Here is a 22,525-nt window from a genome sequence, read left to right as displayed (position 1 = left end):
AGGATTGATTACTGTCCAATACCGAATAAAGGTCAGATCGAGACGAACGGGATAACAATCATGGAGCTGCGCTATCTCGCGTCGTTCCTCGCGGTGGCGGAGGAGCTGCACTTCGGGCGGGCCGCCAAGCGGCTGCACATGGCGCAGCCGCCGCTGAGCCAGCAGATCCGGCAGCTCGAGAAGGAGCTGGGGGTGCAGCTGTTCGAGCGCAACACGCGCTCGGTGCGGCTGACGAGCGCGGGGCAGGCCTTCGTCGACCCGGTGCGGCGCACGCTGGAAGACCTCGACGTCGCCACGCGCGCGGTCAAGGCGGCCGGGCGAGGGGAGTACGGGCGGGTCACGATCGGGTTCGCCGGGGCGTCGAGCCACCAGAGCCTCCCGCTGCTCACGCGGGCGGTGCGCGCGGCGCACCCCGCGCTGGAACTGGTGCTCAAAGGGCAGACGTACGCGAACGTCGCGCTGGCCCACGTCGCCGACGGCTCGCTCGACCTCGGCTTCGTCCGGCTGCCGATCACCAAGCCGGGGGTCGAGGCGCGGGTGATCGACGAGGAGGAGATGGTCGTCGCGGTGCCCTCGGACAACCCGCTCGCGCGGGCCGACCGCATCGCACTCGAGGACCTCGCAGGGGAGTCCTTCGTCAGCTTCCCCGCCAACGCCGGGTCGAGCGTCCGGGAGGCGACCGTGCAGGCATGCGAGGCGGCGGGGTTCACGCCCCACGTCGTGCAGGAGGCGCCGGACTCGTACACGATCCTCGCGCTCGTCGCCGCCGGGGTGGGCGTGACGCTGACCCTGACCTCGTGCCAGCACATCCAGCAGACCGGGCTGGTCTACCGGCCGCTCGCGGGCCCGGGCGTGCGGATGCAGGCGGCGCTGGCCTGGCGCCGGGACAACCCGTCGGCCGCGCTGCGGACGGTCCTCGCGATCGCGGAGGAGGCCCTGCCGACGCCGGTGAGACGCTGATCGTCTCACTGCGCCCTGGATTCAGTATTGGACGTTATCGGTGGTCTTTTGCCACGGTGTGCTCAGTTTGCGTTCCTCGGTCTCAAGGGAGAGCACATGAGCGCGGCGAAACGCGCCGGCATCGGGTCCTTCATCGGCTCGACCATCGAATGGTTCGACTTCTACGTCTACGGGACGGCCTCCGCGCTGGTCTTCGACAAGGTGTTCTTCCCCGAACTGGACGGCGCCGTGGGCACGCTCGTCGCGTTCGCCACCTTCTGGGTCGGGTTCCTCGCCCGGCCGCTCGGCGGGATCGTCTTCGGGCACTACGGCGACCGGCTGGGGCGGAAGAAGACGCTGGTCATCACGCTGCTCATGATGGGCGTCTCCACCACGCTGATCGGCGTGCTGCCCGGGTACGCGACGATCGGCGTGGCCGCGCCGATCCTGCTGGTGTGCATCCGGATGGTGCAGGGCATCGGGCTCGGCGGCGAGTGGGGCGGGTCGGTGCTGATCGCCTCCGAGCACGCGCCGAAGGGCAAGTCGGTGCTGTACGGGGCGTTCGCGCAGCAGGGCTCGCCGGTGGGCAACACGCTCAGCACGGTGAGCTTCCTGGCGATCAGCCGGCTGCCGGACAGCGCTTTCGTGTCGTGGGGCTGGCGGGTGCCGTTCCTGGCCTCGGCGCTGCTGGTGGTCGTCGGCCTGTTCATCCGCCTGCGGGTGGCGGAGTCCCCGGCGATGGCGGAGCTGATCGAGTCGAAGAAGGTCGCGAAGATGCCGCTGGGGGAGGTGCTGCGCACCCAGCCGGTGCTGATCGTGCTCGGCATCGGGGCGTGCACCATCGGCCTGTCGGCGACCTACTTCAAGTCCACGTTCGCGTTGTCGTGGGCGACGTCCGAACTGGACTTCGACCGCAGCTCGTTCCTGACGATCATCCTGGTGGCCAACGTCCTGCAGATCCTCGTGCAGCCGTGGGGCGCGGTGATCGCGACGAAGATGCGCAGCTGGACGAAGGCGGTGTGCGTGATGCTGCTGCCCGAGGTGGTGCTGCTGCCGCTGATGTTCGTGCTCATCGGCACCGGGAACTACGCGGTGGCGATGGTGGGCACCGCGATCGCGACGATCCCGCACTGCCTGTACTACGCCGCGCTCGCGGGCATGCTCGCCAGCCGTTTCCCGGCGAACGTGCGCTACACCGGCATTTCCCTGTGCTACCAGCTGTGCGGCACGCTCCTGGGCGGCACGACGCCGATCATCGGGCAGTCCCTGCTGACCTGGACCGGCTCGATCACCGCGGTCATCGCGTACGCGGTGTTCCAGGTCCTGCTGACGCTCGGCTGCATGGTGCTGTTGCTGCGGCGCCCGAACCACGACGAGCGCGCGGTGCCTGCGTCGGCCGAGGTGGTGGCGGCATGACCCTCGTGGTGCGCGGCATGGACGAGATCCGGGCGCTCGCGGGGCGCGATCTCGGGCACTCGTCCTGGCGCGAGGTGACGCAGGAGCTGATCGACGCCTTCGCCGACGTGTCCGGCGACCACCAGTGGATCCACACCGATCCGGAGCGCGCGGCGGAAGGCCCGTTCGGGCGGACGATCGCCCACGGGTACCTGACCCTGAGCTGGGGGATCCCGCTCGTCGCCGAACTCCTGCGCGTCGAGGGCGTGGGGATGGCGCTCAACTACGGCGTCAACAAGGTGCGGTTCCCGTCGCCCGTGCCGGTGGGCAGCAGGGTGCGCCTGCACGCCCGCGTCGTGGACGTCGTCCCGGTCAAGGGGGACGGCGTGCAGGTGACGCGGGAGTTCACGTTCGAGGTGGAGGGGCAGGAGAAGCCGGCGTGCGTCGCCGAATCGCTGACGCGGTACTACCCCTGACGCCTGTATAACGCCCTATACGGCGGCTCGTAAAGCGAAAATCGCCGCCCCCCGAATGGGGGTCGATCGCGGAGGAGAAGGCGACCTAGACTCCGGTGCGCAGGGGTGCCCAGCCGGGAGATGATGCTGGTGAGACCGCATTCCGACACGATCCGGCTGCTCCTGGTCGAGGACCACGCCCAGGTGGCGATGGCGCTCGACGCCGCGTTCGAAACCGTCACCGACATCGAGGTCGTCGGCAGCGTGCGCGCCATCGAAGAAGCCGTGTCCGCCACCGGCGAGCACCGGCCCGACGTGGTCCTGCTCGACCGGCGCCTGCCCGACGGGGACGGCATCGACGCGATCGGCAGGCTGCGCGAGCAGAGCCCGGACAGCCGCGTGCTCGTGTTCACCGGGGGAGCGGACCGCTCCATCGCCGAGCGGGTGGCGGCCGCCGGTGGCGCCGGGCTGCTGTTGAAGGCGGGGCTGCTGGAAGACCTGCTGGATACGATCCGCCGGGTCGCGGCGGGGGAGGACTCCTTCGACGTCGACCTGCCGGGCGGTGCGTGGTGAGCGCGAACGGGCTGGTCGGGGACGAGCGGCTGCAGCAGCTGCTCGACGGGCTGAAGTCGGTGCGGGACGGGGATTTCAGCACGCGCCTGCCCCAGGTCGGGGACGTGCTGCTGGACGAGATCGCGGTCGTGTTCAACGGCATGGTGGACCAGCTGGCGTTGTTCACCACCGAGGTCACCCGCGTGGCCCGCGAGGTCGGGACCGACGGCAAGCTCGGCGGGCAGGCGTCGGTGCCGGCGGTGTCGGGCACGTGGAAGGACCTCACCGAGTCGGTCAACGCGATGGCGGGCAACCTCACCGCGCAGGTGCGGGACATCGCGAGCGTCGCGACCGCCGTGGCGAAGGGCGACCTGACGCAGAAGATCACCGTGCACGTCAAGGGCGAGCTGCTGGAGCTGAAGAACACCATCAACACGATGGTGGACCAGCTGTCCTCGTTCGCCGACGAGGTGACGCGTGTGGCGCGGGAGGTCGGCAGCGAGGGGCGGCTGGGCGGCCAGGCGGAGGTGCCGGGCGTCGCCGGGACGTGGCGTGACCTCACGACGTCGGTGAACTTCATGGCGGGCAACCTGACGGCGCAGGTGCGTTCGATCGCGGAGGTGACGACCGCGGTCGCGAAGGGCGATCTCACGCAGAAGATCACCGTGGACGCCCGCGGCGAGATCCTGGAACTGAAGTCGACGATCAACACGATGGTCGACACCCTGTCCTCGTTCGCCGACGAGGTGACCCGCGTGGCGAAAGAGGTTGGTACCGAAGGGATCCTGGGCGGTCAGGCGCAGGTGCCCGGGGTGGCGGGGACGTGGCGGGACCTGACCACGTCGGTGAACTTCATGGCGGGCAACCTCACCGCGCAGGTGCGTTCCATCGCCCAGGTCGCCACGGCGGTGGCGCGCGGCGACCTGTCCCAGAAGATCACTGTGGACGCCCGGGGCGAGATCCTGGAGCTGAAGTCCACGATCAACACGATGGTCGACCAGCTGTCGTCCTTCGCCGACGAAGTGACCCGCGTGGCGCGGGAAGTCGGTACCGAGGGGCGGCTCGGTGGCCAGGCTGACGTGAAAGGCGTGTCGGGCACCTGGAAGGGGTTGACCGAGTCGGTCAACGTCATGGCGGACAACCTGACGGACCAGGTGCGCTCGATCGCCCAGGTGACCACCGCCGTCGCGCGAGGCGACCTGTCGCAGAAGATCCGCGTCGACGCGCGCGGCGAGATCCTCGAACTCAAGGACACCATCAACACGATGGTGGGTCAGCTGTCCGCCTTCGCCGACGAGGTCACGAGAGTGGCCCGCGAGGTGGGCACGGAAGGGCGCCTCGGGGGACAGGCCGACGTGAAGGGCGTCTCCGGGACGTGGAAGGGGCTCACCGAGTCCGTCAACGTCATGGCGGACAACCTCACCGACCAGGTGCGCTCCATCGCGCAGGTGGCGACCGCGGTGGCGCGTGGCGACCTGTCGCAGAAGATCACGGTGGAGGCGAAGGGCGAGGTCGCGGCGCTCGCTCAGACGATCAACACCATGGTCGACACGCTCTCGGCGTTCGCGGACGAGGTCACCCGTGTCGCGAGAGAGGTCGGCACGGAAGGGATCCTGGGCGGTCAGGCACGGGTGCCGAACGTGGCGGGCACGTGGAAGAGCCTGACGGACAACGTGAACTCGATGGCCAACAACCTCACCAACCAGGTGCGCTCCATCGCCCAGGTCACCACGGCGGTCGCGCGGGGCGACCTGTCGCAGAAGATCGACGTGGACGCCCGCGGCGAGATCCTGGAGCTGAAGACCACGATCAACACGATGGTCGACACGCTGTCCGCGTTCGCCGCGGAGGTCACGCGCGTCGCCCGCGAGGTCGGCAAGGAGGGCAGGCTCGGCGGGCAGGCCGAGGTCGAAGGCGTGTCCGGCACCTGGAAACGGCTCACCGAGAACGTCAACGAGCTCGCCGGGAACCTGACCCGCCAGGTGCGCGCGATCGCCGAGGTCGCCAGTGCCGTGGCCACCGGGGACCTCACCCGCTCGATCTCGGTGGAGGCCAAGGGCGAGGTCGCGGAGCTGTCCGACAACATCAACGCGATGGTGCACTCGCTGCGGGAGACCACGCGCGCCAACGAGGACCAGGACTGGCTCAACAAGAACCTCGCGCGGATTTCCGGTCTGCTGCAAGGACACCGGGACCTGCGAGCCGTCGCGCAGCTGATCATGCACGAGCTGACGCCGCTCGTGGGCGCCCAGCACGGCACGTTCTTCCTCATGGAGGCGGGCGAGCCGGTGCTCAAGCTCATCGCGGGCTACGGCAGGGACGTCACCGGCGAGGTGCGGTTCGACCTCGGCCAGTCGCTCATCGGGCAGGTGGCGGAGACGAAGAAGCCGATCGTCGTCGACCAGACTCCGCCGGACTACGTGAAGATCTCCTCCAGCCTCGGCTCGGCGCCGCCGGCGAACCTGATCGTGCTGCCGATCGTGTTCGAGGACCAGGTGCTGGGCGTGATCGAGCTGGCCTCGTTCACCCGCTTCACACCGGTGCACCGCGATTTCCTCGAACAGCTCATGGAATCCATCGGCGTCAACGTCAACACGATCATCGCCAACGCGCGCACCGACGCGCTGCTCGACGAGTCGCAGCGGCTGGCGTCGGAGCTGCAGACCCGCTCCGGTGAGCTGCAGGCCCAGCAGGTGAAGCTCCAGCAGTCCAACGCCGAGCTGGAGGAGAAGGCCGAGCTGCTGGCGCGGCAGAACCGCGACATCGAGATCAAGAACTTCGAGATCGAGCAGGCCCGGCAGGAGATCGAGGAACGCGCGCAGCAGCTGGCGCTGGCGTCGAAGTACAAGTCGGAGTTCCTGGCGAACATGTCGCACGAGCTGCGCACGCCGCTGACGAGCCTGCTCATCCTCGCCGGGGTGCTCGCGCAGAACTCGACGCAGAACCTGACGGCGAAACAGGTCGAGTTCGCGAAGGTCATCCAGTCCGCGGGCACCGACCTGCTGCAGCTGATCAACGACATCCTCGACCTGTCCAAGGTCGAGGCGGGCAAGATGGACATCCACTGCGAGCAGGTGCAGCTGCGGCAGCTGCTGGAGTACGTGCAGGCCACGTTCCGCCCGCTGACGGCCGAGAAGGGGCTGGAGTTCGAGGTGACGGTCGAGCCGGACGTGCCGGCGCGGCTGCTCACCGACGAGCAGCGGCTGCGCCAGGTGCTGCGCAACCTGCTGTCGAACGCGGTGAAGTTCACCGAGCGCGGCGGGGTCGAGCTGCGGGTGCGGGCGGTCGACGAGGACGAGCCCGCGGTCGAGTTCGCCGTGCGCGACACGGGCATCGGCATCGCCGAGGAGAACCTGCAGACGATCTTCGGCGCCTTCCAGCAGGCCGACGGCACGACCAGCCGCCGCTACGGCGGAACCGGGCTCGGGCTGTCCATCAGCAGGCAGGTCGCCAACCTGCTCGGCGGGGAGATCCGGGCGAGCAGCAGGCTGGGGGAGGGGAGCACGTTCACCCTCACCCTGCCGGTGACGCCGGTGTTCGCGGCGGGCAACGGCCAGCCGAGACCGCGGCCGGACAGCGAACCGCAGCGGCGCGTGCTGGTGGTCGAAAGCGCGGACAACGCCCTGCTCACGTTGCTGGTGCGGGAGTTCCTCGCGGACCTGGCGGACGCGGGGGAGCCCGTGCTGATCGAGTCCGCTGGCACCCCCGACGAGGCGGTGGCCGCGCTCGCCGCGCGGGGGCACCGCCTCGTCGTGCTCGACGCGAGCCTGCCGGGCGCCTCGGCGCTGACCTTCCTGCAGCGGCTCGGCGAGGGCGATGACGAGCACGACGCGGTGCCGGTGCTGGTGCACCCCACGCGCAAGCTCAGCCCCGCGCAGGAGCGGCTGATCGAGGCGCACGCGCGGGCCGCGCACGTCGAACTGGTGCCGTCGCTGGACGAGCTGCGGGAGCGGGTCCTGTTGCTGCTCGGGGAACCGGCGGGCCTCGATTCCGCGGTGATCGAACCCGAGCTGGTGGCCGACCCCGCGCCCGTGCCGGCGATCGAGGCGCGGCCCGGGGTGCGCGGCCGGCGGGTGCTGCTGGTCGACGACGACGCGCGCAACGTGCTCGCGATCGCGGGCATGCTGGAGCTGCACGGGATGGTGGTGCGGCACGCGCCCAACGGCCGCAAGGGGATCGAGGAGCTGCTGGCCGATCCGGAGGTGGACCTGATCCTGATGGACGTGATGATGCCGGAGATGGACGGCTACGCGACCACGGCCGCGATCCGCCAGATGCCGCGGTTCGACCGGCTGCCGATCATCATGGTCACCGCGAAGGCGATGGCCGGTGACCGGGAGAAGAGCCTCGACGCCGGTGCGAGCGACTACGTCACGAAGCCGGTGGAGCCGGACGAGCTGCTCACGTGCATCGGGCGCTGGCTGCCGGAGAACGTCTCATGATCGGCGTCCGGGGACCTTGGTCCCTAGCTCCCCGCACCGGGCGGCGGGATCATCGGCCCGTGAGGGAGTGCCGATGAGCTTGATCGACCAGTGCGTCCCCCGGTCCGACCTCGTCACCAGGGAGCACCGGATGCTCTCCGTGCCGCCGCAACGGGTCTGGCCGGCGTTGCGCCCGGCGACCGAGACCCCGCCGCGCGTGCTGGACGGCGCCGGGCCGGGGTTCCGCCCCCGCGCCGGGATCGCGGGGTTCGACGAGCTGCTGGCGACGGCGAAGTGGGTGCGCCTCGGGCTCAGCGACGCCGAGGTCGTGCTGGGCGCGGCGGGCCGGTTCTGGACCCCGTTCATGGACTGGCAGCACCTCACGGCGGCCGAGTTCGCGACGTTCTCCCGGCCCCGGCGGGCGGTCATCGCCGTCGCCTTCTCGGTGCTGCCGTACGGGGAGGAGCAGACGCTGCTGTCGTTCGAGTCCCGGGTGCGCGCGACGGACGTGATCGCCTTCCGCTGGGCCGACTGGTACTGGCAGTCGATCCAGCCCTCGGCGCGCCTGGTGGTGCGGGACCTCCTGCGCAACGTCGAGCGTCTCGCGCTCACCGGCACTTCAGGTGTATAACGCCGAATACGGCCCGGGATTCAAGCGCCTACCCGGCTCTCACGGTACAAGAACGACCTTGCCGAACTTTCCCAAACCGCCAAGACGGGCATAGGCCTCGGCGAACTGTCCGAGTGGGAACATCGCGTCGACGGGGACGCGCAGGCGGCCCTGCGCCAGCAGGGGCACCACGGACGTCCGCACGCTGGCGGCGAGGACCGCTTTCTCGGCGGGTGAGCGACCGCGGATGGTGGTGCCGATCAGGCGGGCACGCTTGAGCATGAGGTCGAACATCCGCAGCGGCGCCGTGGTCCCGGCCTGGACGCCGACGACGAGCACCGTGCCCCGGCTGCGGAGCAGAGCCACCCGCTGCAGGCAGTCCTCGCCACCGACCAGTTCCACGACCACGTCGTAGGGCGCGTGCGCGGCTTCCTGATCGAGCGTCACGACGTCCACCCGGCCGTCCTCGGCGAGGCCCCGCACGCGCGGGTGGAGTTCCGCCCGGCGCACGCTGGCCACGACGTGCGCCCCGGAGACCGCGGCGACCTGCACCATGGCCGTGCCCACGCCGCCGGCCGCGCCGGTGACGAGCACCCGGTCGCCCGCCCGGACCCCGGCCTGGGTGACCAGTGCGTCCCAGGCGGTGCTGAACGCCTCCGGGAAACCCGCGGCCTCCTCCCACGACAGGCCATCGGGAACCGGCAGGAGGAGGTCCGCGGGAACCGTGATCCGCTCCGCGTGCCCGCCGCCGCCGACCAGTGCCATCACCCGGTCCCCGGCCGCCACTCCCGTGACGCCGGGCCCGACCTGCTCGACCTCGCCCGCGACCTCCAGGCCGGGCACGTCGGCGGGCCAGCCCGGCGGCGCCGGGTAGTCACCCCGGGCCTGCTGCAGATCGGCGGCGTTGAGCCCCGCCGCCCGCACCCGGACGACGACCGTTCCCGGTCCCGCGACCGGATCCGGGCGCTCCTCCAGCCGGAAGCCGCCCTGCGCGTTGATCACCACCGTTCGCATGATCGCAATGTAGGCGCCGGGGCGGAGCGAGCCTCCGCCGCCACCGCTTGCGCGTGATCACCCCAGCCGCGAAACTGGCTCATCAGCACGACAAAACCGCAGGTGTGACGATGGGACGATGACGCGGGGGAGCCGGGAACCCGAGCCAGGCAGTGTGTGGACGGCGGGACAGGTGGCCCGCCACCTGCGGATCGCCGAATCGACGCTGCGCACGTGGCACCGCCGGTACGGCGTCGGCCCGCACAACCCCCAGCCCGGTCGCTACCGGCGCTACAGCGCGGAGGACGTCAACCGCCTGCGCCGCATGCGGGACCTGATCACCGCGGGCATGCTGCCCTCCGACGCGGCGAAGTCCGTGGAAGCGGCGATCCGCGAAGGCGGCACACCCGGTGAGGACCTCGCGCGGCTGGTCACCTCGGCCCGCGCGCTCGACTCGGGGCGCTGCCTGCGGGTGATCGAGCAGGCGGTCGCCAGGCAGGGCGTCGTGGAGACGTGGGAACGGCTGTGCCGTCCCGCGCTCGTCACGCTGGACGGCGACCAGCGCCACGACCCGGACGTCGTCGACACCGAGCACGTGCTGTCGTGGGCGGTTTCCGCGGCGCTGCACCGGGTTCCGCGTCCGGCCGAGCGCGCGGACCGGCGGCCGGTCCTGCTCGCCTGCACCGAGGGCGAGTACCACTCGCTCGCGCTGGAAGCGCTTTCCGCCGCGCTGGCGGAGCGGGAGCTGCCGGTGCGGATGCTCGGCGCCGCGACCCCGCCCCGCAGCCTCGACCACGCCGTGGCCGCCGCCCGGCCGCTGGCGGTGGTGCTGTGGTCGCACCAGCAGGAGACGGCCAGCAGTGCGGCGGTCGCGGCGTTGCGGCGGCACCGGGTGCGGCGGCTGATCGCCGGGCCCGGCTGGCCCGCCCGGCGTCCCGCGGGCACCGAGTTCCTCGGCAGCCTCAAGGAAGCGCTGCTGATGCTCACCGGTCACGTGTAGAGCGCGGCGTTGAGCCGCTGGACCACCTTCCGGTAGGCGCCACCCCCACGGCCCGCGCGGCGCAGTGCGGCCTTCGCGGCGTTCGCGCCGGGCCCGCCGTGCACCGCACCACCGGGATGTGCCGACGCACCGGCGAGGAACAGCCGGTCCACGGGGGTGTCGGGCCGGGAGAGGCCGGGCACGGGCCGGAAGAACAGCTGCTGGTGGATCGCGGCGGTGCCGGCGTTGATCGCACCGCCGACGAGGTTGCCGTCGATGTGGAAGAGGTCGTCGGGGCCGTGGATGCGGCGGGCCTGGATGCGGCCCGTGAAGCCGGGCGCGTGCCGTTCCACGACCGCTTCGAGGCGGTCGGCGAAGTGCCGCAGCGAGTCGGTGTCCCACTTGTGGTCGCGGGGCACGTGCGTGTACACCCAGGCCGACTCGGTGCCCGACGGCGAGCGGGTCGCGTCGGCCGTGGTCATCTGGCCCAGCAGCAGGAACGGGTCCTCGGGCAGGCGGCCGTTGGCCAGGGCGTGGTGGTAGTCGGCGAGGCCGGCCATGTCCGCGTCGAGGTGCACGGTGCCCGCCTGGCCCGCCTCGGGGTTGCGCCACGGGATCGGCTGGGACAGCGCCCAGTCGACCTTGACGGTCGGGTCGTCCCAGTGGAACCGCCGCAGGTCCTCGCGGAAGCGCGGCGGCAGCACGTCGGGGTCGAGCAGCTCCTGGTACAGCACGGGGGCGGGCACGGTCGCGAGCACCGCGCGGCGGGCCCGCACGAGCCGGCCGGAGGCGTCGGAGACCGCGACCGCCTCACCGCCCGCGGTGTGGATGCGGGTGACGGGCCGCTGGCAGGCGACGCGGCCGCCCGCGGCGGTGAGCCGGTTGGTGAGCGCGATCGCCAGCCGCCCCGCCCCGCCCTCGGGCACGGGGAACCCGACGTCCTGGGCGAGCATCGCCAGCAGCCAGCCGAACACGGCGCTGCCCGCGTGGCCGGGGCCGAGGTCGGTGTGCTGGGCGTTGCCCGCCAACAGCAGTTGCGCGCCGGCGCCGGCGAAGCGTTCCGCGGCCATGACCCGGACCGGCATCGTGACCATGCGGGCGAAGCGCAGGCCGTCGGCGAGGCCGAGTCGCTTGCCGAGCCGGGCGGCGGCGCGGACCGGCGGGAAGGGCTGGAACAGGGCGTCGAGCAGCTGGTCCCGGATGGCCGTCCAGGAGTGGAACTCGGCGCGCCAGGCGTCGCCGTCGCCGGGGGCGAACTGCGCGACGGAGGCGGCGGTGCGGTCGAGGTCGCGGGAGACGAGCGCGACGCGGTCGTCGGGCAGGACGTGCGCGAGCGCGGCGGGGGCGTGCCGCCAGCGCAGGCCGTAGTCCTGGAGGTGGAGCGCCGAGATGATCGGGGACGCGGCGGCCAGCGGGTAGAAGGCGCTGCACACGTCGTTGCGGAAGCCGGGGGCGGTGAGTTCGGCGGTGCGGACGGCGCCGCCGGGGGTCTCGGCCGCTTCGAGCACCAGGACGTCCCATCCCGCGTCGGCGAGGATGTTGGCCGCGACGAGCCCGTTGGGCCCGGCGCCGACGACGACTGCGTCCACCGTTTCGGCTGTCTGCTCCATGGTGACACCTGTACCCGTTTTGACGGCGCCGCGAACGGGCACCAGGTTCGGCGTGCGCATCGTGGTGACCGGGGCGACCGGCAACGTGGGAACGGCACTGGTCCGGCTCCTGCGGCAGGAACACGCGGAAGTGACCGGGCTGGCGCGGCGGGTGCCGCCGCCGGAGGGGCCGTACGCGGGGGTGCGCTGGGTGGCGCACGACCTGACGGGCGAGGTGCCGCTGGAGCCGGTGTTCGCGGGGGCGGACGCGGTGGTGCACCTGGCGTGGGCGGTCAACCCGAGCACGGGGGATCCGCCGATGACGGCGACGAACCTGACCGGGACGCGGCGGGTGCTGGACGCGGCCGCGCGGGCCGGGGTGCGGCACGTGGTGTGCGCGTCGTCGGTGGCGGCGTACTCGCCGGCGCCTCGGTGGACGCGCGTGGCCGAGGACTGGCCGTGTGACGGGATTTCGGTAAGCGCTTACAGCCGCGGGAAGGCGGAGCTGGAGCGGATGCTGGACGTCTTCGAGCGCGAGCGGCCCGGCGTGGTGGTGACGCGGGTGCGGCCGTGCGCGATCCTGCAGCGGGCGGCGGGCGGGCAGTTCGGGCGCTGGTTGCTGAGCCCGTTGCTGCCCGCCGGGGTCCTGTCGGTGCGGGGGTTCCCGATGCCGCTGTGGTCGGAGCTGCGGTTGCAGGTGGTGCACTCCGACGACGTGGCGGACGGGATCCGGCGTGCGCTCGCGGCGGGGTTGCCCGGCGGGCTGAACCTGGCGACGGATCCGGTGCTCACGGCGGAGGACGTCGCGGAGCTGCTGGGTGCGGTGCGGGTGCCGGTGCCGCGGCCGGTGCTGACGCGGGCGGCGTGGGCGTTGTGGCGGGCGGGGGTGCAGCCGACGCACCCCGGCTGGCTGGAGCTGGCGGACCAGGCGGCGCTCGGCGACACCGGCCGGGCGCGGCGGGAGCTGGGCTGGCGCCCGACGCGGGACGCGGCTTCGGTGTTCACCGAGTTCGCCGACGGCCTGCGCACCCAGGCGGCGACGTCGGCGGAGGCGCTGGCGCCGCGCCCGTCGCGGTGGTGGGAGCGGCTGGGCACGGTGCCGTGGGGGCGGCCGAGCCACCAGTCACAGGCCTGAGGGCAGGACGAGCCGGAAGCAGGCGCCCTGTCCGAGCGCGGTGGTCAGTTCGACGTCGCCGCCGTGGGCGCGGGCCAGTGAGCGCGCGATGGGGAGGCCGAGCCCGGCGCCCGCGCCGGGTGAGCGGGTGCGGGAGCGGTCGGTGCGGTAGAAGCGGTCGAACACGTGGGGCGCCTGCTCGGCGGTCATGCCGGGGCCGTGGTCGGCGATCTCCAGCACGGCGTGCCCGTCGACGGTACCGACGCCGATGCGCACGGGGGTGCCGGGAGGGGTGTGGACGACGGCGTTGCCGACGAGGTTGGTGACGACCTGCCGCAGCCGGGCTTCGTCGCCGTGGACCGGGGCGGGACCGGGTGGACCGTCGCCCCCGGGGCCGGTGAGTTCGACAGAGCGGGCCGGGTCGAGGGCGTGCAGGTCGTGCCGGGCGTCCCCGGCGAGGGTGCGCAGGTCCATCGGCGCCGGGTCGAGTTGTGCTTCGGGGGCTTCGTCGAGCTGGGCGAGCAGCAGCAGGTCCTCCGTGAGGCCGGTCAGCCGGGTGGCTTCGCGTTCGATGCGGCGCATCGCGGCGTCGACGTCGGTGCGTTCGCCCATCCGGTACAGCTCGGCCGAGCCCTTGATCCCGAACAGCGGGGTGCGGAGTTCGTGGCTGACGTCGGAGACGAAGGCGCGCATGCGGGCTTCGGAGGCCGCGCGGTCGGCGAAGGCCTTTTCGAGCTGCCCGAGCATGGCGTTGAGGGACTGCGCGAGGTGCCCGATCTCGGTGCCGGCCGGGGCGAGCCCGGGTACGCGGCGGGTGAGGTCACCGCCGGCGATGGCGGCGGCGGTGTGCTCGACGCGGCGCAGGGGGCGGAGGCCGTGGCCGAGTGCGAACCAGCCGGCGGCCGTGAGCAGGACGAGCAGGGCTGCTCCGCTGACGAGGCTGCTCGTGCGCAGCTGGGTGAGGGTGGCGTCGGCTTCGGTGAGCGGGGCGGCGGCGAGCAGGGTGCCGCCCCAGGAGGTGCGTTCGGCGGTGGCGCGCCAGGGGGTGGCGCCGTCAGCGGAGTCGAGGTCGGTGCCGGTGCCGTCGGGAGGGACCGCCCGCAGCGCGTCGGGCGGGGGCAGGGCCGTGTCGTCGAGGCGGGAGAGCCGGATGACGTGGGTGATCGTGCCCGCGGGGTCGAGGTAGGCGACGTAGGGGGTGCCGATCATGTCGAGCGCGGGGTCGATCAGGTCGGTGCGGGCGGACACGTCGCCGCGTACCGGCGGGCCGGCGCGGGCGACGAGCGCGGTGAAGCCGCGGAGCTGGTTGTCGAGGCGGGTGAGCTGGTAGTGGCGGAGGTTTTCGGACACCAGCGCGCCGGTGAGGCCGAGCCCGGCCAGCAGCAGGGCGGAGGTGAGCAGGAGGAGCCGGGTGCGCAGCGACAGCCGGGTCATCGCCGTGGCTCCCGCAGGACGTAGCCGGTGCCGTGCACGGTGTGGATGAGCTTGGGGTGGCCGGCGTCGAGTTTGCGCCGGAGGTAGGAGATGTAGGTGTCCACGATGCTGGTGTCGCCGCCGAAGTCGTACTGCCAGACGCGGTCGAGGATCTGGGCGCGGGAGACCACCTGCCCGGCGTTCTCCATGAGGTAGCGCAGCAGCCGGAACTCGGTGGGGGACAGGCGGACGGGTTCGCCGTCGCGGGTGACCTGGTGGCCGTCGGGGTCGAGGACGAGGGGTCCGCTGGTGAGCAGGCCGGTGCGGCGGCCGGTGGTGCGGCGCAGGATCGCGCGGATGCGGGCGATGAGTTCTTCGAGGTCGAAGGGTTTGGTCACGTAGTCGTCGGCGCCGAGGGACAGGCCGGTGATCTTGTCGGCCTGCCGGTCGCGCGCGGTGAGGAACAGGACCGGCACCGGGTGGTGCTCGCGCAGCCGCCGGACGACCTCGAAACCGTCGAGGTCGGGCAGCATGACGTCGAGCAGCACCAGGTCGGGCGGGGAGTCCGCGGCCGAGGCGACGGCTTCGGCGCCGGTGGCCGCGGTGCTCACCCGGAACCCGGCGAAACGCAGTGTCGCGGCGAGCAGTTCCCGGACGGTGGGTTCGTCGTCGACGACCAGCAACCGTTCCGCGCCACTCACGACGGTCACGATACGAACGCCTTCCTGAGAGAACGCTTCACACGTCCCGGCGCCGGAACAGCACGAACGCGGCGGCCAGCACGGCGACGGCCCCGAGGCACATGCCGCCGAGGTTGAGCCACGGGTGCGGGTAGTCCGGATCCGGGACGACGGAAAAGATCGCCGCGCCGCCCGCGCTGGGCCAGAAGTCGAGCACGCCGGCCAGCCAGGACGGGAACAGGCCGGACAGGGCCGGGACGAGGAAGACGACGCCCACCAGTGTCGCGAGCGCGCCTGCCGTCGCCCGCATGATCGTGCCGAGGCCGACCGCGAACACCGCGATCGCGGTCAGGTACAGCCCGCCGCCCGCGACGGCGGGCAGCACACCGGGGTCGCCGATCGCGGTGTGCGGCAGGTGCTGGGCGGCCATCAGCGCCTGCCCGGTGAAGAACGCGGCGAACATGAGGACCTGGCCCGCGACGACGGCGATGGCGGCGGCGAGGACGAGCTTGGCGGCGAGCAGCCGGTGCCTGCGGGGCGTGGCGGTGACCGAGGTGCGCATGAGGCCGGTCGCGTACTCGGAGGTGACGATGAGGATGCCGAGGACCCCGATGACCAGCTGGGCGACGATGTAGGACATCAGGCTCAGCTTCGTCGGGTCCCAGCTCTGGCGTTCCTCGAGTGTCGCGGTCGCGTACTGGCCTCCGGCGGAGCTGGTGCTGAGCACGGCGATGCCGAGGCCGACGGCGAACAGGCAGGCCAGGGTGTACCAGCTGGAGCGCAGGCTGCGGAGCTTGATCCACTCGGCGCGCAGGGTGGATGCGAAGGTGACGGTCATGCCGGGGCTCCCTGGTAGTCGACGCTGTCCTCGGTCAGTGCCATGAAGGCGTCCTCCAGCGACGCCCGTTGCGGGGTGAGCTCGCTGAGCGCGACGCCGTGGTAGGCGGCGAGTTTGCCGATCTCCTCGCTGGTGAGGCCGGTGACGAGGAGCCCGGGCTGCGGTGCCTCCCGGACGGTGGCGCCCGCGGCGGTGAGGTGGCGGGCGAGGGTGTCGTGCTCGGGGGTGCGGACGAGGACGGTGCCTTCGCCGCTGGAGTCGAGGAACTCGTTCATGCCGGTGTCGGCGATGAGCCTGCCGCGGCCGATCACGACGAGGTGGTCGGCGGTCTGCGCCATCTCGCTCATGAGGTGGCTGGAGACGAGGACGGCGCGGCCTTCGCGGGACAGGGAGCGCAGGAGGTCGCGGATCCAGCGGATGCCTTCGGGGTCGAGGCCGTTGACCGGTTCGTCGAAGATCAGGACGCTGGGGTCGCCGAGCAGTGCGGCGGCGATGCCGAGTCGCTGCCGCATGCCGAGTGAGAAGCCGCCGGCGCGTTTGCCCGCGACCGCGGTGAGCCCGGTGCGTTCGAGGACTTCGTCGACGCGCCGGCGGGGGAGGGCGTTGCTCGCGGCGAGGGCGTGGAGGTGGTCGCGGGCGGTGCGGGCGCCGTGCACGGCGCCGGCGTCGAGCAGTGCGCCGACTTCGGTGAGGGGGACGGGCAGGTCGCGGTAGCGGCGGCCGCCGATGGTGAGCGAGCCGCGGGTGGGTTCGGCCAGTCCGGTGATCATGCGCATGGTCGTGGACTTGCCGGCCCCGTTGGGGCCGAGGAAGCCGGTGACCCGTCCTGGGGTGACGGTGAAGGACAGGTCGTCCACCACGGTGTCGGGGCCGTACCGCTTGGTGAGGCCCTGGATCTCGATGGCTGTCATGGCCGCGAGCCTGGCGTGCGGTCCTGGGTGGTTTCCCGGTGTTCCTGGGAGAACTCTGGGAGTCCGGCCGGTCAGGGCGCCGGGGTGCGGCTCACGTACAGGAAATGCTCAGCGCTCGCGCCCCACGGCGATGTCGGCGAGGCGGCGCAGGGCTTCGGCGTTGCGCGGCCAGAGCGCGAGGCCCTGCACCAGGCCGGGCACGAACCGGGCGGGGCCCGCGGTGAGCTTTTCGGCCATGGTCACGCGGGTGCGGTGGGCGCCGAGCGGTTCGAGGGTGAGGCGGATGTCGGCGGCGCCGAACAGCCACAGCTGGGCGTGCAGCTCCAGTGACCGCTCCGGCTCCGCCGTCCGCACGACGGTGACGTCGTTGATCCGCAGCGGCCAGACGCCGGCGCTGTGGTGGATGCGGCTGCCCGGCGCGGGCCAGGTCTCGTCCACCTGGCGCACGCGGGAGTTGCCCACCACCCAGCTGCCGTAGCTCCACCCGTCCGCGAGCACGCGGTAGACGGCCGCCGGCGGCGCGTCGATTTCCCGGCTGATCTCCACCAGCGGCCTCCTGTGCAACGTTCGTGCATCGTTGTGCCCGCGGCGGGTACCCGGCCTCCCATGGCACACACTCCGGACGAAACGTCTGATACCCGCCTGCAGGGCGAGTCACTCGTCGGCACGCGGTTCGATCCCACGACCGTCGAGGCGGTGGGGGCGCTGAGCGCGGCGCTGGAGACGGTGGAGGTCGCGCGCGGGCACCTGTACCAGTTCCACCGGCTCAGCGGCACGGCGGACTTCGCGGTCGGCAAGGCGATCGGGCTGCTGCGCGAGGCCGGGCACGGCAAGCTCGCCGACGAGCTGGAGGCCGAGCTGCTGGGCCGCAACGTGCTGCCGGGCCGCAACGTGCTGCCGGGCCGCTGGACGTTCCAGGTGGTGGAGGGCTACGACGAGACCTACTACCAGCCGTTCCGGGAGTTCGAGGCGAAGGCGCGGGAGCTGACGGGCGGGCTGCGGCACGTGTACGAGGCGCAGCTCAAGCGGGACCGCCGCACGCCGGGCCTGCCCGGGCACGAGGCCACGCCGTCGTCGTCCGATTAGGACCCGCGGAATGCCGGTACCGTGGGCTGTGTTGTGCCTGGTGTCCATCCCCCGGTTGAGGAGTATCGCGTGGCTACGGTCGAACTGACCAAGGAGAACTTCGACGAGACGGTCGGACAGCAGGGCATGGTGCTGGTCGACTTCTGGGCGTCCTGGTGCGGGCCGTGCCGCATGTTCGCCCCGGTGTACGAGAAGGCGTCGGAGAAGCACGGGGACGTGGTGTTCGGCAAGGTCGACACCGAGGACCAGCAGGAACTGGCCGCCGCGTTCGGCATCTCGTCCATCCCGACGCTGATGATCGTGCGGGACGGCGTGGTGCTCTACGCCCAGCCCGGTGCGCTGCCCGAGCCGGCGCTGGAGGAGCTGATCGGCAAGGCGCGTGAGGTCGACATGGACGAGGTCCGCGCCGAGGTCGCCAAGCAGCAGCAGGAACAGCAGCAGTAAGCCGTGGGCACGATGCTCGCCGGGCGGCTGCGCCTGGACCCCCGCCGGTTCGAGGTGCGGGAGGTGCCCGTGCCCGGACCGGGCCCGGGGCAGGTCCGCGTCAAGGTCGAGGCCGCGGGGGTGTGCCTGTCCGACGTGCACCTGATCGACGGCAGCCTGACGCCGCTGTTCCTCGACGGGCCGGAGGTCACGCTGGGCCACGAGGTGGCCGGCGTGATCGACGCGCTGGGCCCGGACGTGCCCGGCGGCTGGCAGGAGGGGCAGCGGGTCACGCTGCAGGCGGGCGAGCGGTGCGGCCGGTGCGCGAACTGCGTCCGGTTCCGCGAGCCCTGCCTGCAGGTGCGCACGCGGGGCGTCGACTACGACGGCGGCTGGGCGGAGTACGCGCTGGCGAGCGCGCACACGCTGGTCGCGCTGCCCGACGACCTGCCGTTCGACCAGGCGGCGATCGTGCCCGACGCGGTGTCCACGCCATGGGGTGCGATCACCGGCACCGCCGGCGTGCGGCCCGGCCGCCCCGCCGGGGTGTGGGGCGTGGGCGGGCTGGGCGCGCACGCCGTGCAGCTGCTGCGCCTCGTGGGGGCGGCGCCGATCGTGGCCGTCGACCCGCTGGAGCCGGCGCGCGAGCGGGCGCTGGAGTTCGGCGCGGACATCGCGTTCGACTCCGCCGATCCGGACCTGGTGCGCAAGCTCTTCGCCGAGACCGGGGCGCTGGACGTCGCGTTCGACATGGCGGGAGTGCCCGCGGTGCGGGAGCAGGCGGTGAAGTGCCTGGGCTTCGGCGGCAAGCTGGTGCTCGTCGGCCTGACCCCGCAGCCGCTGACGATCCGCGACAGCATCCCGCTGAGCTACCTGCGCAAGCAGGTGCTGGGCCACTACGGGTCCGGCGCGGGTGACGTGGAGACGCTCATCGGGCTGGCCCGCCACCACCGGCTGGACTGGAGCCGCTCGATCAGCGGCCACGTCCCGCTGGCCGACGCGGCGGACGCCGTCGAGCGTCTCGTGCGCAAGGAAGGCAACCCGATCCGGCTGATCCTGCGCCCCTGACGGCGGCCTATCGCGGCGTCTCGAAGCCGCCGATCCGCTGTTCGAGCAGTTCGGCCAGCCGCAGCGGGGTGCGGTCCTCGAACATCGGGCCGATGAGCTGCACCCCCACCGGCAGGCCCTCGGGCGACCGGCCCGCGGGTATCGCCGTGGCGGGCAGGCCGGGCATGGTGGCCAGGCCCGCCCACACGAGCTGGTCGAAGTAGGGGTAGTCGACGTCGTCGATGTCGATGCGCCGTTCCATCGGGTTCGGGTGGTGGTCGTGCGGGAACGCGGGCGTCGGCGTGATGGGGCAGACGACGGCGTCGAACTCGGTGAACAGCTGCCGCCAGCCGTGGCGGTGGAGTTCGCGGCGGTTGTCCGCCTCGAGCCAGTCGTGGTGGCTGAACGCCATGGCCCGCAGCCGCACGGCGTCGAGGCTCTGGTCGTCCTCGTCCGGCCGCTTGAGCGATTCGACGGGAAAACGCGCGACGGCACCGGAAATCAGCAACTGCATGTACAGCGTCGCGGATTCGGCCAGGTCGGGCAGCAGCGCGCTGCGCCGTTCCACGCGGGCGCCGCCGTCGGTGAGCGCGGCCGCCACCCGGTGCACGCCCGCCCGCACAGCCGCCCCGGTCGGGATGAGCGGGTGCTCGTCCAGAACGAGGACCCGGAACTCGCTCAGCCGCTCGTGGCGCGCGGGCGGCAGGGCCAGGTGATATGCCTTGCCGAACGTCAGCGGGTCCGGTCCGGCCATGACGTCGAGCAGGAGCGTGAGGTCGCGGGCGGTGCGCGCCATCGGGCCGACGACGGCGAGGTCGAGGTCGGCCGGCAACGCGGGCGAGGCCGGGAAGGCCATGCCGCGGTGCGCCACGAGCCCGAGTGTCGGCTTGTGCGCGTAGATCCCGCAGAAATGCGCGGGGGTGCGCAGCGAACCGGCGAGATCCGAACCGATCGACAACGCACCGAACCCGGCCGCCAGCGCCGCCGCCGATCCGCCGGAGGAACCACCTGACGTACGAGTGTGGTCCCACGGGTTGGTGGTGGTGCCGTAGAGCTCGTTGAAGGTCTGGATGTCCTGCAGGCCCAAGGGCACGTTGGTCTTGCCGAGCACCACCGCACCCGCGGCCTTAAGCCGTGACACGGGTACGGCGTCCTCGGTGGGCACGAAGTCCCGGTACCGCGGGACGCCCCAGGTCGTGGGCAGTCCGGCGATGTTGTAGGACTCCTTGACCGTCACCGGAATTCCGAGCAGCGGCCGGTCCTCGCCGCGGGCGCGCGCCTGGTCGGCCTCTCGCGCGGCGGTCCGCGCCCGGTCGAAGTCCGTCACGCAGATCGCGTTGAGCACCTCGTCGTCCCGCTCGATACGCGCGATGGCCTCGTCGGTCAGCTCGAGCGAGGTCACGTCACCGGCACGCAAGGCGGTCAGGAGTTCTGCGGCGGCCGGAAGGTTCGATGGCATGGAAGCGACCGTAACCGCCTGCCGGAAAGGCCATAAAATCCCGGTTCCCACAAGGGAAACGCGTCAACCCAGCGCGCGTTTCAGTACCTTGCCGGTCGAGGTCATCGGCAGCTCGTCCCGCACGACGATGCGGCGCGGGTACTTGTACTCGGCGAGCCGTTCCCGGGCGTACGCGCTCAGCTCGTCCGGGTCGATCCGGGCACCGGCGCGGGGGACGACGTGGGCCACGACCTCCTGGCCGAGCCGTTCGTGGGGTTCGCCCACCACCGCCGTCATCGCCACCGCCGGATGGGACAGCAGCACCTGCTCCACCTCAGCGGGGTAGACGTTGTAGCCGCCGCGCAGGATGAGGTCCTTGGCGCGGTCGACCACGTAGAGCCAGCCGTCCTCGTCGAAGCGGCCCAGGTCGCCGGTGTGGAACCAGCCGTCGCGGATCGCCTCGGCGGTCGCCTCGGGCCGGTTGTGGTACCCGAGCATCAGGCAGTGCCCGCGGATGACGATCTCCCCCACGGTGCCCGCGGGCACCGGCCGGTCGTCGCGGTCGACGACGCGGATGTCCACGCCCCACACGGGTTTCCCCACCGAGGCGGGCCGGATGGGTTCGTCCCACGGGCAGAACGTGACGGTGGGGCTGGTTTCGGACAGCCCGTAGCCCTGCCGGATCCGCAGCCCGCACACCCGCTCGAAGCGTTCGAACACCGCGACCGGCAGCGGCGCCCCGCCGGAGGTGATGAGCCGGATGGTCTCGGCGGCCTTGCGCAGCCGCGTGCCTTCGGGATCGGTCTGCAGGAACGCCTGGAACATCGACGGCACGCCGGAGAACAGCGTGACCCGGTGGCCGACGAGGAGGTCGAGCGCGGTGTCCGGGTCGAAGCGGGGGAGCAGGACGAGCGTGGCGCCGCTGTGCACGTTGCCGTTGAGCACCGAGGTCTGCCCGAAGATGTGGTACAGCGGCAGCGCGACGAGGACGACGTCGTGCTCGTGCTTCGGGATGAGCAGTTCCTTCATGCGGGCGTTGAGCAGCAGGCTCAGGTGGGACAGCACCGCGCCCTTGGGGGTGCCGGTCGTGCCGCTGGTGTAGATGATCACCGCCGGGTCCTCGGCGGCGGTCGGCTCGGCCTCGGCCGTGCCGGGGAACGGCGCGAGCAGGCCGGGCAGCTCGCCGAGGGCGAAGACCTCGCGGACGGACGGGGTCGCGGCCGCGGCGCGGCGGACGTTGCCGAGCACGGGCAGCTGCTCACTGCCCTCCCAGGCGAACACGGCGGTGGTCCCGCTGTCGCCGAAGATGAACGCGAGCTCGCGCTCCTTGAGCAGCGGGTTGAGCGGGATCACCACGGCCCCCGCCATGAGCAGCCCGTAGTAGACGACGGGGAAGGCGAGCAGGTTCGGGCTGACGAGCGCGACCCGGTCGCCGGGGCGGATCCCGCGGGCACGCACGGATTCGGCCACCTGCCGGGCCTGCCGGTCGAGCTCGGCGTAGGTCAGCGCCTGGTCCCCGCAGCGCAGCGCGGTGCGGGCGGGGCGCGTGCGCGCGGTCGAGGACAGCAGGACCGAGAGGTTCAGCATCGGCTCCCCATTCCAGAACGCCGTTCGGTTTACTCCGACGGTAGCAAGGTCACGA

At 72.1% G+C, this 22,525-nt stretch carries 20 protein-coding genes; 11 read left to right on the top strand and 9 right to left on the bottom strand.

Annotation, left to right across the window (positions count from 1 at the left end):
• Positions 1-60 precede the first annotated feature (60 nt).
• From BMZ92_RS03285 to BMZ92_RS03260, 6 genes are all read left to right on the top strand, one after another.
• Positions 61-960 carry a LysR substrate-binding domain-containing protein gene (locus BMZ92_RS03285; protein WP_091504128.1) on the top strand — a complete coding sequence of 300 codons (900 nt, stop codon included), beginning with the start codon at positions 61-63 and terminating at the stop codon, positions 958-960.
• Positions 961-1,056: 96 nt separating this feature from the next.
• Complete coding sequence (locus tag BMZ92_RS03280; protein ID WP_091504127.1) at positions 1,057-2,355, top strand: MFS transporter; 1,299 nt, start codon at positions 1,057-1,059, stop codon at positions 2,353-2,355.
• Complete coding sequence (locus tag BMZ92_RS03275) at positions 2,352-2,810, top strand: MaoC family dehydratase (protein ID WP_091504126.1); 459 nt, start codon at positions 2,352-2,354, stop codon at positions 2,808-2,810. Before BMZ92_RS03280 ends, BMZ92_RS03275 begins: the two co-directional genes overlap by 4 nt.
• A gap of 129 nt (positions 2,811-2,939) precedes the next feature.
• Entirely contained in the window at positions 2,940-3,362 is a 423-nt protein-coding gene (locus BMZ92_RS03270) for a response regulator (RefSeq protein ID WP_177228511.1), read from the top strand.
• A complete protein-coding gene (locus tag BMZ92_RS03265) occupies positions 3,359-7,783 on the top strand; it encodes a HAMP domain-containing protein (RefSeq protein ID WP_245782858.1) in 4,425 nt (1,474 codons plus the stop codon). Before BMZ92_RS03270 ends, BMZ92_RS03265 begins: the two co-directional genes overlap by 4 nt.
• A gap of 73 nt (positions 7,784-7,856) precedes the next feature.
• Positions 7,857-8,393 (top strand): hypothetical protein, encoded by a 537-nt coding sequence (locus tag BMZ92_RS03260; RefSeq protein WP_091504123.1) that lies wholly within the window; start codon positions 7,857-7,859, stop codon positions 8,391-8,393.
• 39 nt (positions 8,394-8,432) lie between these two features.
• On the opposite strand, the gene BMZ92_RS03255 is transcribed toward BMZ92_RS03260, so the two are convergent.
• Complete coding sequence (locus BMZ92_RS03255) at positions 8,433-9,386, bottom strand: alcohol dehydrogenase catalytic domain-containing protein (RefSeq protein WP_091504122.1); 954 nt, start codon at positions 9,384-9,386, stop codon at positions 8,433-8,435.
• A 118-nt stretch (positions 9,387-9,504) separates the two neighbouring features.
• Here BMZ92_RS03255 and BMZ92_RS03250 point away from each other — a divergent pair, with 118 nt between their 5' ends.
• Positions 9,505-10,365: a MerR family transcriptional regulator gene (locus BMZ92_RS03250; RefSeq protein WP_091504121.1), complete on the top strand. Its 861-nt coding sequence runs from the start codon at positions 9,505-9,507 to the stop codon at positions 10,363-10,365.
• Here the strand turns inward: BMZ92_RS03250 and BMZ92_RS03245 are convergent.
• Complete coding sequence (locus BMZ92_RS03245; protein WP_091504341.1) at positions 10,356-11,954, bottom strand: phytoene desaturase family protein; 1,599 nt, start codon at positions 11,952-11,954, stop codon at positions 10,356-10,358. The two genes, BMZ92_RS03250 and BMZ92_RS03245, sit on opposite strands and share 10 nt — an antisense overlap.
• A gap of 52 nt (positions 11,955-12,006) precedes the next feature.
• Here BMZ92_RS03245 and BMZ92_RS03240 point away from each other — a divergent pair, with 52 nt between their 5' ends.
• A complete protein-coding gene (locus BMZ92_RS03240) occupies positions 12,007-13,068 on the top strand; it encodes an NAD-dependent epimerase/dehydratase family protein (RefSeq protein ID WP_091504120.1) in 1,062 nt (353 codons plus the stop codon).
• Here the strand turns inward: BMZ92_RS03240 and BMZ92_RS38540 are convergent.
• The 5 genes from BMZ92_RS38540 to BMZ92_RS03215 all read right to left on the bottom strand — a co-directional run bounded on the left by BMZ92_RS38540 (position 13,057) and on the right by BMZ92_RS03215 (position 17,435).
• On the bottom strand, positions 13,057-14,481 hold the full coding sequence (locus BMZ92_RS38540) for a sensor histidine kinase (protein ID WP_091504119.1): 1,425 nt from the start codon (positions 14,479-14,481) through the stop codon (positions 13,057-13,059). The genes BMZ92_RS03240 and BMZ92_RS38540 overlap by 12 nt on opposite strands.
• Positions 14,478-15,161, bottom strand: coding sequence for a response regulator transcription factor (locus tag BMZ92_RS03230; RefSeq protein WP_091504340.1), 684 nt, complete (start codon positions 15,159-15,161; stop codon positions 14,478-14,480). The genes BMZ92_RS38540 and BMZ92_RS03230 overlap by 4 nt, the downstream gene beginning before the upstream one ends.
• Before the next feature lie 37 nt (positions 15,162-15,198).
• Positions 15,199-15,978 carry an ABC transporter permease gene (locus BMZ92_RS03225; protein ID WP_091504118.1) on the bottom strand — a complete coding sequence of 260 codons (780 nt, stop codon included), beginning with the start codon at positions 15,976-15,978 and terminating at the stop codon, positions 15,199-15,201.
• Entirely contained in the window at positions 15,975-16,889 is a 915-nt protein-coding gene (locus tag BMZ92_RS03220; protein WP_091504117.1) for an ABC transporter ATP-binding protein, read from the bottom strand. Before BMZ92_RS03220 ends, BMZ92_RS03225 begins: the two co-directional genes overlap by 4 nt.
• Positions 16,890-16,997: 108 nt before the next feature.
• On the bottom strand, positions 16,998-17,435 hold the full coding sequence (locus tag BMZ92_RS03215) for an SRPBCC family protein (RefSeq protein WP_342743453.1): 438 nt from the start codon (positions 17,433-17,435) through the stop codon (positions 16,998-17,000).
• Between the two features lie 60 nt (positions 17,436-17,495).
• Between BMZ92_RS03215 and BMZ92_RS03210 the strand changes: the two genes are divergently transcribed.
• The 3 genes from BMZ92_RS03210 (at position 17,496) to BMZ92_RS03200 (ending at position 19,466) form a co-directional block, all read left to right on the top strand.
• A complete protein-coding gene (locus BMZ92_RS03210) occupies positions 17,496-17,975 on the top strand; it encodes a hypothetical protein (RefSeq protein WP_245782857.1) in 480 nt (159 codons plus the stop codon).
• A gap of 69 nt (positions 17,976-18,044) precedes the next feature.
• Entirely contained in the window at positions 18,045-18,419 is a 375-nt protein-coding gene (gene trxA / locus BMZ92_RS03205; RefSeq protein WP_091504116.1) for a thioredoxin, read from the top strand.
• Between the two features lie 12 nt (positions 18,420-18,431).
• The gene (locus BMZ92_RS03200) at positions 18,432-19,466 is read left to right on the top strand and encodes a zinc-binding dehydrogenase (protein ID WP_177228535.1); all 1,035 of its coding nucleotides are present in this window, start codon (positions 18,432-18,434) and stop codon (positions 19,464-19,466) included.
• 7 nt (positions 19,467-19,473) lie between these two features.
• Here BMZ92_RS03200 and BMZ92_RS03195 read toward each other — a convergent pair whose 3' ends face one another.
• Positions 19,474-20,904: an amidase gene (locus tag BMZ92_RS03195; protein WP_091504114.1), complete on the bottom strand. Its 1,431-nt coding sequence runs from the start codon at positions 20,902-20,904 to the stop codon at positions 19,474-19,476.
• A 63-nt stretch (positions 20,905-20,967) separates the two neighbouring features.
• Positions 20,968-22,470: a long-chain-fatty-acid--CoA ligase gene (locus tag BMZ92_RS03190; RefSeq protein WP_091504113.1), complete on the bottom strand. Its 1,503-nt coding sequence runs from the start codon at positions 22,468-22,470 to the stop codon at positions 20,968-20,970.
• Positions 22,471-22,525: the final 55 nt, after the last annotated feature.

It is taken from the genome of Amycolatopsis sacchari (assembly GCF_900114035.1).
Classification (GTDB): Bacteria; Actinomycetota; Actinomycetes; order Mycobacteriales; family Pseudonocardiaceae; genus Amycolatopsis_E; species Amycolatopsis_E sacchari.
Note: the sequence above shows the minus strand (reverse complement) of the source record. Positions and strands in the feature narration are given on the sequence as shown.

Bases quoted from the DNA above. Each gene is read 5' to 3' on its own strand.
- BMZ92_RS03190 (WP_091504113.1), bottom strand. From the start codon at position 22,470: ATGCTGAACCTCTCGGTCCTGCTGTCCTCGACCGCGCGCACGCGCCCC.
- BMZ92_RS03285 (WP_091504128.1), top strand. From the start codon at position 61: ATGGAGCTGCGCTATCTCGCGTCGTTCCTCGCGGTGGCGGAGGAGCTG.
- BMZ92_RS03275 (WP_091504126.1), top strand. From the start codon at position 2,352: ATGACCCTCGTGGTGCGCGGCATGGACGAGATCCGGGCGCTCGCGGGG.
- BMZ92_RS03280 (WP_091504127.1), top strand. From the start codon at position 1,057: ATGAGCGCGGCGAAACGCGCCGGCATCGGGTCCTTCATCGGCTCGACC.
- BMZ92_RS03245 (WP_091504341.1), bottom strand. From the start codon at position 11,954: ATGGAGCAGACAGCCGAAACGGTGGACGCAGTCGTCGTCGGCGCCGGG.
- BMZ92_RS03220 (WP_091504117.1), bottom strand. From the start codon at position 16,889: ATGACAGCCATCGAGATCCAGGGCCTCACCAAGCGGTACGGCCCCGAC.
- BMZ92_RS38540 (WP_091504119.1), bottom strand. From the start codon at position 14,481: ATGACCCGGCTGTCGCTGCGCACCCGGCTCCTCCTGCTCACCTCCGCC.
- BMZ92_RS03210 (WP_245782857.1), top strand. From the start codon at position 17,496: ATGGCACACACTCCGGACGAAACGTCTGATACCCGCCTGCAGGGCGAG.
- BMZ92_RS03250 (WP_091504121.1), top strand. From the start codon at position 9,505: ATGACGCGGGGGAGCCGGGAACCCGAGCCAGGCAGTGTGTGGACGGCG.
- BMZ92_RS03200 (WP_177228535.1), top strand. From the start codon at position 18,432: ATGCTCGCCGGGCGGCTGCGCCTGGACCCCCGCCGGTTCGAGGTGCGG.
- BMZ92_RS03255 (WP_091504122.1), bottom strand. From the start codon at position 9,386: ATGCGAACGGTGGTGATCAACGCGCAGGGCGGCTTCCGGCTGGAGGAG.
- BMZ92_RS03260 (WP_091504123.1), top strand. From the start codon at position 7,857: ATGAGCTTGATCGACCAGTGCGTCCCCCGGTCCGACCTCGTCACCAGG.
- BMZ92_RS03225 (WP_091504118.1), bottom strand. From the start codon at position 15,978: ATGACCGTCACCTTCGCATCCACCCTGCGCGCCGAGTGGATCAAGCTC.
- BMZ92_RS03195 (WP_091504114.1), bottom strand. From the start codon at position 20,904: ATGCCATCGAACCTTCCGGCCGCCGCAGAACTCCTGACCGCCTTGCGT.